Consider the following 13,482-nt stretch of genomic DNA (forward strand, 5'->3'; position numbering starts at 1 on the left):
CCGGCTGGCGGCGCACCCCGCGGCCCGGGACCGCGGCTGGGCCGTGCAGCGGGCCTTTCACCGGCCCGCTCACGGCCCCGCCGGGACGGAGCGGAGTTCTCAGGCGAGGGAGCCGCGGCGCAGCCGCACGGCGGCGACGGCGGCCAATGCCGTGGCCAGCAGCATCAATGTCGTCGCTCCTGCCGCCGGCACCGGCTGGCTCAGCGGGCCGCCGCCGCGCAGCTCGCGATAGCGCCAGACGCGCACGCCGTTGTCGCTGCTGCGCGCGATCACGACGCGCGAATCGCCGTCGGCCGCGACGGCGTAGCTCGCGGTCGGCACGTCCGGCGGGCGAAAGCGGCCGTCCGGCGTGCCGGCGAATTCGCGATCGATGCGTAGCGCATGATCGGTCGCGAACAGATAGGTACCGTCGCTCGGCGGCGGCAGGGCCTGGAAACGCTGCTCGCCGCTGATCAGCCAGCGGTCGCCGTAGAGCTGCACCTGGAAATTGCTCGACATGTTGAACGGCGCACCGTAAGCCGCACAGCCCGGCAGATGGCTCAGCACGCGGCCTTCCGCGTCGAACAGTCGCAGCGGACAGTAACCTGTAAACCCGAGCCAGCTGCCGTCGGCCAGCTCCTGCAGGCGCTCGATGCCGAAGGTTTCGGTCCTGGGGATGTCCTGCTCGCCGTTGATGCCGAACGCCGTGTCGACCCTTCCGTCGCGACGATAGCGGCGCCAGAACGTCCGCTGCGGCTGGTTGTGCAGGATCTGGAAGCCGCCGCCGGGCACACTCATGACGTCGCTGCTGGTGGTGTCGAGCGGCGCGACGACGAGCTCGCCGCCGCTGCCGAACGCCGGATCCGGCGAGCCGTCGGCGCGCAGGCGCAGCGCACGAAAGCCGGACGGATTGCCGCAGCATTGCGTGCCGAAGCCGACCAGCAGGATGCCGTCGGCCTGCGGCAGCAGCCGGGCCGACGACGACACCGCATCGCCGACCGCGCGCGGCAGGCCGGCGTTGAACGACGGATCGGGACTGCCGTCCGCGGCCAGCCGCAGCAACAGTAGTTCGGCGTGATAGATCGGATCGCCGCCCGGCGGCCGCTCGATCCGCATCGTCGAGACCAGCGCGAGAAAGCGGCCATCGGCCAGCAGGCGCAGCTGATTCACGGTGCCGTAGTCGACCGCGAGCGCCGACAGCGGCACGGTCGCGACGCCGCCGCCGCCGAAGCCCGGATCGCGGCTGCCGTCCGGCAGCAGCCGTACGAGTTTCAGCTGTGGCGAGCGCGGCATCTCGCCGAGCGGCAGCAGCGCGGCGACGATGCGGCGGTCCGGCAGCACCGCGAGCTGCGGCCGGCGGTAGAGCGGAGCAGTGTCGAGGTCCACGTCGACGAAGCCGGCGTCGCCGAAATCCGTGTCGGCGTAGAGCCCGGCCCTCGCGCCGCCGGCCCCGAGCATCAGCAACACCAGCACCAGCATCGTCCTGAACATGTGCCCTCCGGAAAAGATCTGCGGACCGCCGCCGCATGCGGATCGTCGCGGCCGCGCGGGATTCGGCCGCGCGACACGCTTGCCTGCCGATAGACGCGATGCGCCGTGACGTCCCCCAAACGCGAAAACTGCGCCCGCGACCATGGCGATCGGAATCGATAAATCGGCGATACGGCTGTATCAGGCCAGCTGTCGCCGGCACCGGCGAAAAATCGCAACCCGCTGTTGTCGAACGCCTTCTTTGCCTGAGCCCGGCTGGCACGCCGCTTGCGATTGCGTCGCCGCCACTACGGGAGAACACGATGGCCAATTTCCGACTCTTCACCGGCCGCCGCGGCGCCAGCCTGCCGGCCGCCGACTGCTGCAACGAAGCCGGCGGCCCGGCCTATGCGCGCACGCCGCAGAATGCGCTCGCGCTGTACGCGGCGACCGGCTGCCTCAACGACGTCTACTACGCCGACGGCGAAACCCAGCTCGACCAGGTGCTGAGCCAGTGCGCGCAGGTCGCGCCGGAATTCGTCGCCAAGACCGCGATCTACGCCCGCGAGCGCGGCCAGATGAAGGACATGCCGGCGCTGTTGCTGGCCTGGCTGGCCCAGCACGACGGCGCGCTCTGCGAGCGCGTGTTCGCGCGCGTCGTCGACAACGGCCGCATGCTGCGCAACTTCGTGCAGATCCTGCGCAGCGGCGCTGTCGGCCGGCGCTCGCTGGGCTCGCGCCCGAAGCGCCTCGTGCGGCAGTGGCTGGAGCGCGCGAGCGCCGCGCAGATCGTCAACGCCGCGGTCGGCACGCATCCGTCGCTGGCCGACGTCGTGCAGATGGTGCACCCCAAGCCGCAGGACGCGCAGCGCGCCGCGCTGTACGCCTGGCTGATCGGCAAGCCGTACGACCTGGCCGAGCTGCCGCCGGCGCTGCAGCACTACGAGGCGTTCAAGCGCGGCGACTGCATCGACGCGGTGCCCGACATGCATTTCCAGTACCTGACCGCGCTGCTCGGCAAGAGCGAATGGAAGCAGATCGCCGAGCGGCTGCCGTGGCAGACCCTGCGCATGAACCTCAACACCTTGCAGCGCAACGGCGTGTTCGAGGATGCGGCGCTGACCGCGCGGCTGGCCGCGACCCTGCGCGACGCCGAAGCGATCCGCCGCGCGAGGGCGTTTCCGTACCAGCTGCTTAGCGCCTGGAACGCGACGGCCGCGGACATACCGGCGGCGATACGCGAGGCACTGCAGGATGCGATGGAGATCGCGACGGAAAACGTCCCGGCGTTGCCGGGCAACGTCGTCGTCGCGATCGACGTGTCGGGCTCCATGGCCTCGCCGGTCACGGGCTACCGCAGGGGCGCGACGACGCAGGCGCGCTGCGTCGACGTGGCCGCGCTGCTCGGCGCCTGCGTGCTGCGCAAGAATCCGGCCGCGCGCATCCTGCCGTTCGACACGAAGGTGCGCCCGCTCGTGCTGAACCCGCGCGACAGCGTGATCACCCAGGCGCGCGAGCTGGCCTCGCTCTGCGGCGGCAGCACGACGGTCAGCGCGCCGCTGGCCAGGCTCAACCGCGAGCGCGCCGTCGTCGACACCGTCGTCATCGTCTCGGACGACGAGTCCTGGGCCGACACGCGCCAGGGCAAGGCGACCGCGACGATGGCCGAATGGGCCGGAATCGCCGCGCGCAATCCGGCGGCGCGGCTGATCTGCATCGACCTGCAGCCGTACGCGACGAGCCAGACTCGCGCTGCGAGCAACGTGCTGCACGTCGGCGGCTTCAGCGACGCCGTGTTCGACCTGCTCGCCAATGCAGCCGGCGGACGGCAGGACTGGCTGCAGCAGATCGACGCGATCGCCCTCTGAAGATGGCCGCGGCGCGAACGCGCCGCGGCCTGCGGAGAGCCGTGCCATGACGACGCAGGAACTGATGCAGCAGTTCGACGCACAGTGGTCTGGAGACTGGGCGGCGTCCGAAACCCGAGCGACGCCGGCGAGCATCCGGCGCATCAGCGAGCATTTCGGCATCACCTTGCCGCCGCTGCTCGTCGCGCTCGCGCGCTCCAGCCATTACTTCACGCGGTATTTCGCGAGCCTCGGCCGCGACTACGACGATCCGGGGCACATCATCCGGATCAACAGCCATTGGCGCAGGCGGCGCCGGACACGCCGCGTGCCTCGCGGACTGCTGATCCTCAACCACAGCTACGACGACGACTATTGGTGTCTGGATGCCGCCGCGACCTGCGAACCTGGCGCCTATCCGGTGTACTACTGGGCACCGCCGCCGACGAACCATCCTGCCGGTACACGACTGCTGGAGCGATACCACGCGGATTTCGACGAGTGTCTGCGCTTCATCGTCAGCGCAACGCGATGCGGAACGCGGGCAAGCACGGCGCGCAGCTGAAGACGGCGCATCGCCGACTGCGCCGAGAACCGCGCGTTACGGCGTCTCCACGCGAAACTCCTTGAGAAACCGGTCCGCCTCGGCCGTCGCGCGCTGCACGTCGCGCTGCAGGCTCGCGGCATCCGCCTGCAGCCGCGGCAGCTCGTCGCGGATCGCGCCGATCGCCGCGGCGTTGAGGTTGTGCTTCAGATACAGCACCTGATCGTCGAGCACCTTCAGCGCCGGCTGGAAGCTCGCTTCGGCGCGACGCATGGCCTGGTCGAGGGTGCGATAGCGGCTGCGCGTGCGTTCGAGCTGGGCCTTGGACTTCGCGCGCAGACCGGCGTCGCTGTACTGGGCGAGTTCGCTCTGCCATTCGGCGAACAGCGCGTCAGCAACCGATTCGACCGCGGCGATGCGCTCGCCGAAGGCTTTGGCGCGTGCGGCCGCTTCGTCGTGGCTGGCCTTGAGCCGCAGATAGACCGCTTCGAGCTCACCGGCGTCGACACTGACGACTTCGCGGAACCGCGTCAGCGCATCGACGTAGGCCTGTTCGGCTTCGCCCTGGGCGCCGCGCGCGGCGTCGACGCGGTCGAGCAGCAGATCGCGCTTGGCGATGCCGATCTTCTCCAGCGCGCCGAAATAGGCGCTCTGGCAGCCCGGCAGCACGATCGCTAGCGCGACGGCGAACAGGCAGGCGGCGAGACGGTGCAGCGGGTTCATGCGGGCAACCTTCGTGCAGTCGACGACAGGCGCATTGTGCCCGAGCCGGCGCCGACGGCTACCGACGCCGGCGCACGGAACCGGGCGAGCGCAACCGCGGAACGCCGCGGCGGCGTTGCTGCATTAGGGCGCCGCTTCCGCGGCGAAGCAGCGCTTCAGGAAGATGTCCGACGCCGCGCGTACGGCGAGCTCGTCCTTCGGCCGCGCGAGCGAGTGATCGCCGCCCGGCACCGGCAGCCAGGACGGCGCGCGGCCGGCGCTCGCGAGCAGGTTGCGCAGGCGCCAGGCGTGCTCGTAGGTCACGCGCTCGTCTTCGGTGCCGTGGATCAGCAGCAGCGGCCGCTGCAGGCGCTTGTACTGATAGACCGGCGAGTTCTCCTTGAGCATGTCCATCTGCGTATCGGGATCGCCCATGATCTTCTTCATGCGCGCCGTCACGCGCTCGCTCGCGGTGAAGTCGGCGGAACTGAACATCAGCGGCAGATCGGTCACCGCGGCGACGGCGACGCCGCAGCGGTAGCGTTCCGGCTTGTTGATGAGCCCCATCAGCGTCGAATAGCCGCCGTAGCTGTGGCCGACCAGCGCGATGCGCTGCGGATCCAGCGCGAAGTTCTCGAGCGCATGGCTGACCGCGAGGTCGACGTCGGCCTCGATCTCGCGCCCCCAGCGGCCCTCGCCGGCTTCGCTGAAGGCACGGCCGGCGCCGCCGGAGCCGCGGTAGTTCACGCGCAGCACCGCCCAGCCGCTGCCGGCCAGCATCTGCACGGTCGGATCGAAATAGCGCGTGTCGTAGACGCCGATCGGTCCGCCGTGCGGCATCACGATCAGCGGCGCCTTGCCGCCGCCGGTCGCCGGCAGGGTCAGGAACGCCTGCACGGTCAGACCGTCGGCCGTCTTGACCGAGAAGGTCCTGGCCGCGACGGGCCTGGCATGCCTGAACGCGTCGTAGCTGTCGACGAGCTTCTCGACTTTCTTCGTAGTGCGGTCGAACAGGTAGTACGCGCTGCGCTCGGTTTCGGACATGACCAGCAGCAGATCGCGCCGGCCGTCGCGGCTGTCGTCGACGCGATACACGTCGGCGCCCGGAAACTTGCCGGCGACCGCGGCGAGCGCCGGGTCTTTCGCATCGTCGAAATAACGTTCGCGCAGCACGCCGTCGCCGTAGTAGCGCACGCCGATCACGGCCTGGTCGCGCGAACGCTGGATCACGTTGATCAGGTCCGCGCCGGGCATCGCGAACACGGTCTCGCCGAGCTGGCCGCTGTCGAGCATGAGCTTGACGAGCTCGGTCTGCGCGCGTTCGTGATTGGTCAGCACGAGCAGGTGGCTCGCGTCGGCGCTGAGCATGACCGGCCGCAGCTCGATGTTCTCCGGCAGCGCCGCCTTCACGGCCCAGTTGCTTCCGTCGCGCACGGCCAGCGCGCGCCGCTCGCCGTCCTGCAGCACGATGGCCGCGCGCAGCTCGCCGCTGCGGTCGGCGAATACGGCCGCGGCGCGCTCGAGGCCGCGGTCCTCGCGCAGCTCGGGCCGGAAATTCTTGATGTCGATGCGCGCGGCATTCTCGTCGACGGCGAACAGATGCGCGTCGCCCTTGGAGTCGCCGTACCAGACGAGGCCGCGGCTGCTGTCGGGCAGCGGATCGTTCACCCTGAGCGCGCCGGGCACGTCGAGCCGGGTGATGTTCTTCGCGCTGAGCGCGCCGTCGCCGAAGCGCAGCACGCGCAGGCCGCCGGCGCTGACGGCCGAGGATTTCACGACGCGCACGTTGGCCGGCAGTCCGGCGAGCACGTTCGCCAAGGTGGACGCGTAGTTGACGTAGAGCGAACGATTGCCGCCCCAGAGCAGTTGCTCGATGTCGCCCTCGACGACGAGCGCATCCAGCGACTGGCCGCTGTCGATGTCGACGACGACGACGGCGTGGCCCTTGGCGCGCCGTTCCTGGAACGCGAGCAGGCTGCCGTCGGGACTGAGCCGCACGTCGCCGACGCGCGATTCGGCGAACAGATCGCCGAACAGATCGCTGAAGCGCTGGTCGATCTCCGCACTGCGCCACTTCGCCGCGTCGGCGTCCGACGAGGCCTGCAGCGCCGCGTTGCCGGCGGCCGGCAGCAGCTCGGCCGCGAAGGCCGGGAACGGATCCGGCGCGCCGACCTCGCTGCGCCATTGGTAGTGTTCGCGCAGGCCCGGGTGGTCCTTGTCCAGCCGCATCATCGCCTGCAGCGCGCGGTTGGTGCGCTGGAACGTCGCATAGCCGAAGCCGCCGCGCAGGCGCAGGTCGCCCGGATAGTTGATGACGCCGGGCTCGATCGTGAACTCGAAGCGCTTGTCGCGCTTGATGTCGTACCAGCGGTCGGCCGACCAGCTGCCCTGCAGGTTGGCGCGCATCCAGCGATAGGTGCCGGCGCGCAGGCGCAGCACGCGCAGATTCGCGCCGGGCTGCAGCCCGCGCGCGAGATCGTCGCGCATGCGCGGCCCGTCGATGACGACCGAACTCGCGCCGATGCCGTTGTCGATCGCGATCACCGCCCAGCCTTCGTCGGCGTCCAGCGGCTTGTCGGTGTCGGCGGCGCGGACCGCGGCCGTTCCGAACAGCAGTGCAAGCAGCATGGCGGAGCAACGGCCGCCGAATCGGATGGTCATTGCGAAATTCTCCCCTGTGATGACGAACGTCCGCGGGCGGCGGATTCAGTGGTCGGACGCGGCGCGCTCGCCGCGACGGTAGCTGGCCAGACGCGCGCGCATCCCCTCGGTCACGGACGCCGGCAGGTTCGCGCGCTGCTCGGCGAGAGCGAGCGCGCGCTGCTGCGTGGCCACGGCCGCGGCAAAATCGCCGGCCGCGGCCTGACAGGACGCCAAGGTGTCGACGAAGCCGAACGGCACCCCGTCGCCGTCGACGAGCGGCGTGACGGCGGCGAGGCCGGCCTCGGCGTCGAGCAGCGCCGCATCGCGCGGCGTGCACAGCGCCCAGGCCAGATCGTTGGCTGCCGGCTGCCATTTGCCCGTCGTCGACGCCTGCTGCCAGAGCCGGCGCGCGGCCGCCCGGTCGGCGTCGACGCCGCGGCCGTACCAGAGCGCCGAAGCGAGCGCATTCTGGCTTTCGGGATCGCCGCTGCCGGCGGCCTTGCGCAGCCACTCCAGCCCTTCGGCTTTCTGCGCGGCACCGGCCTGTGACTGCAGCAGCCGGGCCAGCGCGAGCTGATTGCCGGCGACGCCCTTCTGCGCATCGACGCGCAGCAGCGCTTCGGCGCGCTTCTCGTCCTTGTCGATACCCTCGCCGTCGATCAGCAGCTGCGCCAGCTCGCGGCGCGCAACCGCATCGTCGTAGTCGGCGACGATGGCCTGGAACAGCGCCGCAGCCTGCGCAGTACTGCCGACACTCTCGATGTTGCGCGCATACAGACGCGCGAGCTGGAGCGCTCCCTGCCGGCTGTGCGCCAGCACCGCGCCGCGCAGCCACTCGCGCGCGCGCTGCAGGTTCGCCACGTCGTCGGATTGATCGAGATAGTAGGCGCCGACCAGCGCACTGGCATCGCCCTGGCCGCCGTAACCGGCCTGGCGCAGCCATTCCAGGCCCTGTTTCTCGTCGCGGGCGACGCCGTCCTCGCCGAAGTACTGCGCCCTGCCGAACCAGAGCTGCGCCTGGGCGAAGCCGCCGGCGGCGGCCTTGCGCATCAGCGCCGCGGCCTCCCCGGATTGTTTTTTTTCCAGCAGCAGCTGCGCGAGCCAGTACTGCGCCGACGGGTAGTCCGCATCGGCCGCGGCTTGCACGTAGTCGAGATAGCGTCCTTCGGGCTGAGCGTTTTCGCGCAAGGTGCGCGCGACGGCGAGCATGAGCCCGGCGATCACGTTGCCGTCGCGTGCGGCTTTCCGGAGTTCCTTCTCGACCAGTTCGGCCCTCGCGGCGCGGTCGCCGATCTGTATCGTCAGGCCCGCGAAACTGATGCTGCCCCGCGCTTCGCCGAGGCGCAGATCGGCCTGTTCGATCAGCGCGCGCGCGGCCTTGAGGTCGACCGGCGCGTCGCTCCTGCGCGCGTAGACGAAGGCGAGCGCGACCAGCGCCATACCGTAGCGTTTCTCGGCATACGGCAACAGCGCGTCGATCGCGGCGTCGGCACAGGCCAGCTTCGTATATTCGGTGCAGGCCGCCGCCTGGATCACGGCCGCCATGAAGTTGCCGGCCTGGGCCTGGCGCTCGAGGTCGCGGATCAGCTCGGGCCCGCGCGACGCGTCGACGACGACGAGCTGCGCGAGCGGCGAACCGGGCGAATGCTCGGCGGCGCTGGCGACCAGCGCCTCGACGAGCTGGCGCCGGAAATGCGGAAATTCGGCGGCGGGCAGCCGCCGGCGCCGCAAGGCGACTCCCGCGTCGAGGAAGTCGAACCCGAATACGGTTTCGCGCTGGGTCTTCTCGTCCCAGAGACCGATCGTGTAGGTCAGCTCGCGCTCGTTGTCGTAGGGCTCGTAGTAGCTGTACAGCTGCGACTGGCCGCTGGCCGCGACGACCGCGTCGACGTCGTGTTCGCTGAGCACGCGCATCGGATGCGCGTCGCCGAGGCGATAGTCCGCGAGCGTGTGCCGCAGCAGCGCCTCGAAGCGCGAGAGCCGCTGTTGCGCGATCGCCTCGTCGCCGGTGAGACGCGCGCACTCCTGCGCCATGTACCAGACGCCGAGGCCGACCGGATTGACGGTCAGCGCCGCGGCGATCGCATCGGCCTGCTCGCGGCACGCCACCGCGTCGATCTCGCCGTCGTCGTTGCGCACCTTCGCGATCAGCGCATAGGTGTCGTAGACCGCGTCCTCCTCGCCCTCGTCGAGCAGGCGGCGCCAGTCGGCCGCGATGTCGTCGCCGGCCAGGACCGGTGTCGCCGCGGCAAGGACGGCCAGCAGGCAGGCACGGCCGAACCGGCGGAACAGTTCACTCGTCGCCACGGGCCTTCTTCGCCTTCTTGTTGTCGTTGATGACGCCGCGCACGAGATCGTTCAGACGCGCCTTGCGCGCCTGGTCGGCTTCCGCGGCGGGCAGTGCGAGCACCCAGCGCTGCAGGTTCTGTTCGCGCGCCGCGCGGCGCCAGTCCAGATGCGCGGCCATGCGCTCGACCGGCACGCTGTCGGCTCGCACGACGACGCTTTCCTCGGAGAACACCGTACCGGCGTCGACGCCGGCACGGTAGCGGTACTGCGCTGCCGGATCATCGAGCTCGCGCTCGGCAGAGCTGCCGGTCCAGCGCCAGCCCGACGGCAGCACGAGCTCGATGCGGTGGGCGATGTCGTTCGGATACGTCAGCGCGAGCGGCGTATGCCGCTGCAACGTCGCCGGCAGGCTCAGCGCGCCGGCGATGCTGTCGGCGTCCAGGTCGAGCGCGCGCTGGCCCGGACTGCTCGCCGACCAGGGCTTGAGCACGCGATAGCGTTCGGTCAGCACGAGCCGGTTCGCGTCGGCGTCGTCCTCGACGGCCAGCGGCGCGGCCGCGTCCAACTCCGGGAAGCGGCGGCGGTAGAAATCCGCGTAACGCCGCGCCATGGCCTCGCTGCCGTTGTAGCGCAGCTCGGCGCGCACGAGATTGGCGACGTCGCCGGCATATTCGGCGCGGATCTCCAGCGCGAGCTCGCTGCCGTCGGCGCGCGGCTCGTAGCGCTCGCGCACTCGCGTGCGGTTGTGGTTGGCCGGATTCGGCACGACGGCGACGAGCCCCTTCGTGTCGGCGGCGACCGGCAGCGCGAAACCGAAATCGCCGATCTCCTGCGCGAGCGCGGGACCGCGCTGCGCCGTGCGCGTCGGATCGAGCCAGAGCACGCCCTTGTCGCTGCGCACCTGCACGATGACGTGGTCGAACGCGCCGGCCGACGGCGGCAGCTCGGCGACGCGCTTGCCGCTGCCGGCGCTGACCAGCGCCGGAAAGGCCGGGACGTCCAGCGCCGCGAGTATCGTCACGAGCAGGCGGGACTTGTCCTTGCAGTCGCCGCGGCGCTGTTCCCAGACTTCGGCCGGCTCGCGCGGCCGGTGCGTGTTGTCGCCGATTTCCACGCCGAAGTAGCGCACCTCTTCCTGCACCGCGAGCAGCGCCGCGGCGATGCGCGCCTGCGCGTCGGGCAGGCGCCGCCACTGCGCAATGCGTTCGGCCAGATCCGCCGGCAGCGGCGCCGGCGGCGGATACAGCGCGCGCGCCCAGGCGGCGACGGCGGCCCAGTCGCGCTTCTCGCTGAGGCTGACCTGCGGATACGGCGAAAACCAGACCGGATTGCGGTCCTCCGCGACGATCTCGGCGACGGCCTCGGCGCGATAGCGCCATTCGAGGTATTTTGGTCCGCGCGTCACGCGCGGCGCGGCGACGCCGGCATCGCGCTGCTCCGACGGCCGCGCGTCGCGGTCGAACAGCACGCGCAGCTGCCGCGCCAGCAGCGGCGCATTCAGCGCGAAACGCCCGCCGACGTGGTCCAGGCCCGCGAGTATCGGATTCTCGCCGTTCACGCTGTAGCGCACGCGCACCACGTCGCCGACGCGCACGTCGTCGAGCACGGCCATGGCCGAGACCGAGCCGAGCGCCATGTCGCGTTCGAACTCGCTCTCGCGCCGCGCGAGGGTGATCGCCTCGGGCTTGAGCCGCGACGACCAGCGGCCGTCGCGGCGCAGGCTGATCTCGTGAATCGTCAGGCGCTCGAAGTCGGGACGGAAATCGATCTCGACCTTGCCGACCTCGCCGAGCAGCGCCGGCGAGGTCGCCTCGTAGGCCACGTCCTGATAGCGCTCGCGACGGCCGCCGAAGCGCGCGTACTGTGCGTCGTAGAGCCAGTTGCGCCAGCGCTTGCCGGCGCTCGGCAGGCGCTGCTCGTCCCAATGCTCGGCGACGGGCTGCGTCTCGACCCAGTCGGCCGGCGGCGCGACGGCGAAGCGGAACTCGCCGCGCACGTACTCTTCGGCCCGCGCCGCGAACGCGAGAGCGACCAACGCGACGCCTGCGATCCACCCCGCGCGCGCCGTCGCCGCAACGCGACGGCCTGCTGCTGAAACCATGGTCCGTGCTTCCCCTGTTTCGTTGCCGGCAGCATAGCGGCACGGGCCGGCAACCTGTCGACGGGACGGTTCGCGTCGCCGGCACCGTCGCGCAGACAGGTGGCGGAACGGCGCCGTATCTCCCACTTGCCGCGCGGCCGGTCGTCCACGGATATACGGAAAACGGCGGCGGCCGTGCTCAGGCCGATGCGACGACCTGGTTGCGCCCCTTGTCCTTGGCCTTGTACAGGCACTGGTCGGCGGCCTTGAGCACTTCGGCCGGCGCACGCCGCGCGGCGCTGCGCTGCGCGACGCCGATGCTCGCGGTGACCTGCACCGCCGGCGGATCGCGCGGCGCACTCTTGCGGGCGCTCCTGCCGGCCTTGGCCGCAGCCGGCTTGGCCGCCGCGGACCTGGCCGGCAGGCGCACGCGCAGCGCCTCGATCGCGACGCGCGCGTCTTCGCAGGCGGCCTTGGCGAGCTCCGGGCGACGGAACAGCAGGCAGAATTCCTCGCCGCCGAAACGGAACGCCTGCGCCGCCCGCGTCTGCGCGAGACTGCGCGCCACTGCGGCGAGCACGCGGTCACCGGCATCATGGCCGTGCTTGTCGTTGAACTGTTTGAAATGATCGACGTCGACCATCGCCAGCGCATAGTCGCCGGACAGCCGCGCGAGCGTCTCGTCGAGCGCGCGGCGGTTCGGCAGGCCGGTCAATGCGTCGAGGAACGCGAGCCGCCAGGACGAATGCACGACGCCGACGCCGAGCAGCGCCGCGCCGGCGATCAGCCAGCTGCGCAGATCGAGCCCGGCCAGCTGCAGCCAGCCGCCGGCCGGGAGCAGCAGCGACAGCGCGATGAACGCGTCGAGCGGCCGGCGCCGGTAGAGCCAGTGCGCCGCGGCGATCGCGACCGCAAGCAGGTTCAACGCCAGCGCCTCGCGCCAGGGCCGCGAGACACCGCCGGACGGCAGCATGCGCTGCAGCGCGTCCCAGACGTGCGCCGGCGCGAACGCCGTCATCGCGACGGCGAAGCCGAGCAGCGCGGCGAAACCGAGCATGCGGCGCGACCGCAGCGGCGGCTCCGGCAGCAGCAGCGCGAGCAGCCAGCACCACGGCAGGAACATCGTCGCCGCCTCTGTCGCACGCGCAGCGAACGGTCCGCTGCCGTCAGGCAGCGACAGCGCGCCGACCGCGAGCGTGCCGGCGGCGAGCAGCTGCGCGGCGCGATGACGACGGAACGCGAGCGCCAGCGCGAACGCGAGCGCGCAGAGGGCGACGGCGAGATAGGACGATGCGGACATGGGCGAAGGCCGGACGAAGCGCGGAGCTTGGCAGATCGCCGCGGCGGCGGGAATGGCATCGCGGCGGATCGCGGGTGCGGCGACGGGGCTCGGACACCGTCGGCGTCGCAGGCTGCCGGCGAGCCCGGAGAGCGGACTGCATCGTCGAAGTCTCCCCGCAGCGAAAGCCTCCGGCGAAACGATCGCTCTCGACCCGTGCGGGCGATGCCGCTTCACCCACCACGCTTCGCGGTGAGGAGACGGCGGTGTCGCGGTTCGCTGCGACCTACGCCGGCTCGGTCCGCGCGAGGAACTGCGCGATCGCCCCGACGGCGGACTGCGGAACGGTCTGCAGCATCGCGTGCGGCGCGTCGAGATCGACGCGCGCTGCGTCGGGCCGCAGCCGCACGATCGTCGCGGCCGCCGCCGAAGGAACGAGACGGTCGCCGGTCGCGCGCAGATACAGCAGCGGACAACGCAATGCGGCCAGCGGCGCGGATCCGTCCGCGCGCAGCGCCGCCTGCAGGCGTGCCTGCAGGACCGCCGCCGGCACGGCCGCGAGCACGTCGCCGAGCGCATCGTTCAACGCCGGAGTAGCCCGGCGCCCGAACAGCGCAGCCGACGCCAGCGCGCGCGGCGGAGGCCACGA

Annotated in this window: 9 protein-coding genes; 2 read left to right on the top strand and 7 right to left on the bottom strand. The window is 71.2% G+C overall.

Annotation, left to right across the window (positions count from 1 at the left end; all coding sequences use genetic code 11):
- Positions 1-99: 99 nt before the first annotated feature.
- Complete coding sequence (locus NON22_RS12000; protein ID WP_257387172.1) at positions 100-1,470, bottom strand: NHL repeat-containing protein; 1,371 nt, start codon at positions 1,468-1,470, stop codon at positions 100-102.
- Positions 1,471-1,772: 302 nt separating this feature from the next.
- Here NON22_RS12000 and NON22_RS12005 point away from each other — a divergent pair, with 302 nt between their 5' ends.
- Both NON22_RS12005 and NON22_RS12010 read left to right on the top strand, forming a co-directional pair.
- Positions 1,773-3,317, top strand: coding sequence for a vWA domain-containing protein (locus NON22_RS12005; RefSeq protein ID WP_257387173.1), 1,545 nt, complete (start codon positions 1,773-1,775; stop codon positions 3,315-3,317).
- Positions 3,318-3,363: 46 nt separating this feature from the next.
- Positions 3,364-3,861 carry an SMI1/KNR4 family protein gene (locus NON22_RS12010; protein ID WP_257387174.1) on the top strand — a complete coding sequence of 166 codons (498 nt, stop codon included), beginning with the start codon at positions 3,364-3,366 and terminating at the stop codon, positions 3,859-3,861.
- A 36-nt stretch (positions 3,862-3,897) separates the two neighbouring features.
- Here NON22_RS12010 and NON22_RS12015 read toward each other — a convergent pair whose 3' ends face one another.
- The 6 genes from NON22_RS12015 to NON22_RS12040 form a co-directional block, all read right to left on the bottom strand.
- Positions 3,898-4,563, bottom strand: coding sequence for a DUF2959 domain-containing protein (locus tag NON22_RS12015; protein WP_257387175.1), 666 nt, complete (start codon positions 4,561-4,563; stop codon positions 3,898-3,900).
- Between the two features lie 123 nt (positions 4,564-4,686).
- Positions 4,687-7,203, bottom strand: coding sequence for an alpha/beta hydrolase family protein (locus tag NON22_RS12020; protein WP_257387176.1), 2,517 nt, complete (start codon positions 7,201-7,203; stop codon positions 4,687-4,689).
- 45 nt (positions 7,204-7,248) lie between these two features.
- Positions 7,249-9,492 (bottom strand): tetratricopeptide repeat protein, encoded by a 2,244-nt coding sequence (locus tag NON22_RS12025; protein ID WP_257387177.1) that lies wholly within the window; start codon positions 9,490-9,492, stop codon positions 7,249-7,251.
- Positions 9,479-11,509, bottom strand: a complete 2,031-nt coding sequence (locus NON22_RS12030; protein WP_257387178.1) for a DUF3857 domain-containing transglutaminase family protein — start codon at positions 11,507-11,509, stop codon at positions 9,479-9,481. Before NON22_RS12030 ends, NON22_RS12025 begins: the two co-directional genes overlap by 14 nt.
- 244 nt (positions 11,510-11,753) lie before the next feature.
- Positions 11,754-12,854, bottom strand: a complete 1,101-nt coding sequence (locus NON22_RS12035; RefSeq protein WP_257387179.1) for a GGDEF domain-containing protein — start codon at positions 12,852-12,854, stop codon at positions 11,754-11,756.
- 265 nt (positions 12,855-13,119) lie between these two features.
- Positions 13,120-13,482, bottom strand: a 363-nt coding sequence (locus tag NON22_RS12040) for an alpha/beta fold hydrolase (RefSeq protein WP_425507972.1), incomplete at its 5' end; no start/stop codon positions are given.

The organism is Tahibacter caeni (assembly GCF_024609805.1).
Lineage (GTDB): Bacteria > Pseudomonadota > Gammaproteobacteria > Xanthomonadales > Rhodanobacteraceae > Tahibacter > Tahibacter caeni.

Excerpts from the sequence above, each read along its gene's own strand:
- NON22_RS12005 (WP_257387173.1), top strand. The coding sequence starts at position 1,773 with ATGGCCAATTTCCGACTCTTCACCGGCCGCCGCGGCGCCAGCCTGCCG.
- NON22_RS12015 (WP_257387175.1), bottom strand. The coding sequence starts at position 4,563 with ATGAACCCGCTGCACCGTCTCGCCGCCTGCCTGTTCGCCGTCGCGCTA.
- NON22_RS12010 (WP_257387174.1), top strand. The coding sequence starts at position 3,364 with ATGACGACGCAGGAACTGATGCAGCAGTTCGACGCACAGTGGTCTGGA.
- NON22_RS12000 (WP_257387172.1), bottom strand. The coding sequence starts at position 1,470 with ATGTTCAGGACGATGCTGGTGCTGGTGTTGCTGATGCTCGGGGCCGGC.
- NON22_RS12020 (WP_257387176.1), bottom strand. The coding sequence starts at position 7,203 with ATGACCATCCGATTCGGCGGCCGTTGCTCCGCCATGCTGCTTGCACTG.
- NON22_RS12035 (WP_257387179.1), bottom strand. The coding sequence starts at position 12,854 with ATGTCCGCATCGTCCTATCTCGCCGTCGCCCTCTGCGCGCTCGCGTTC.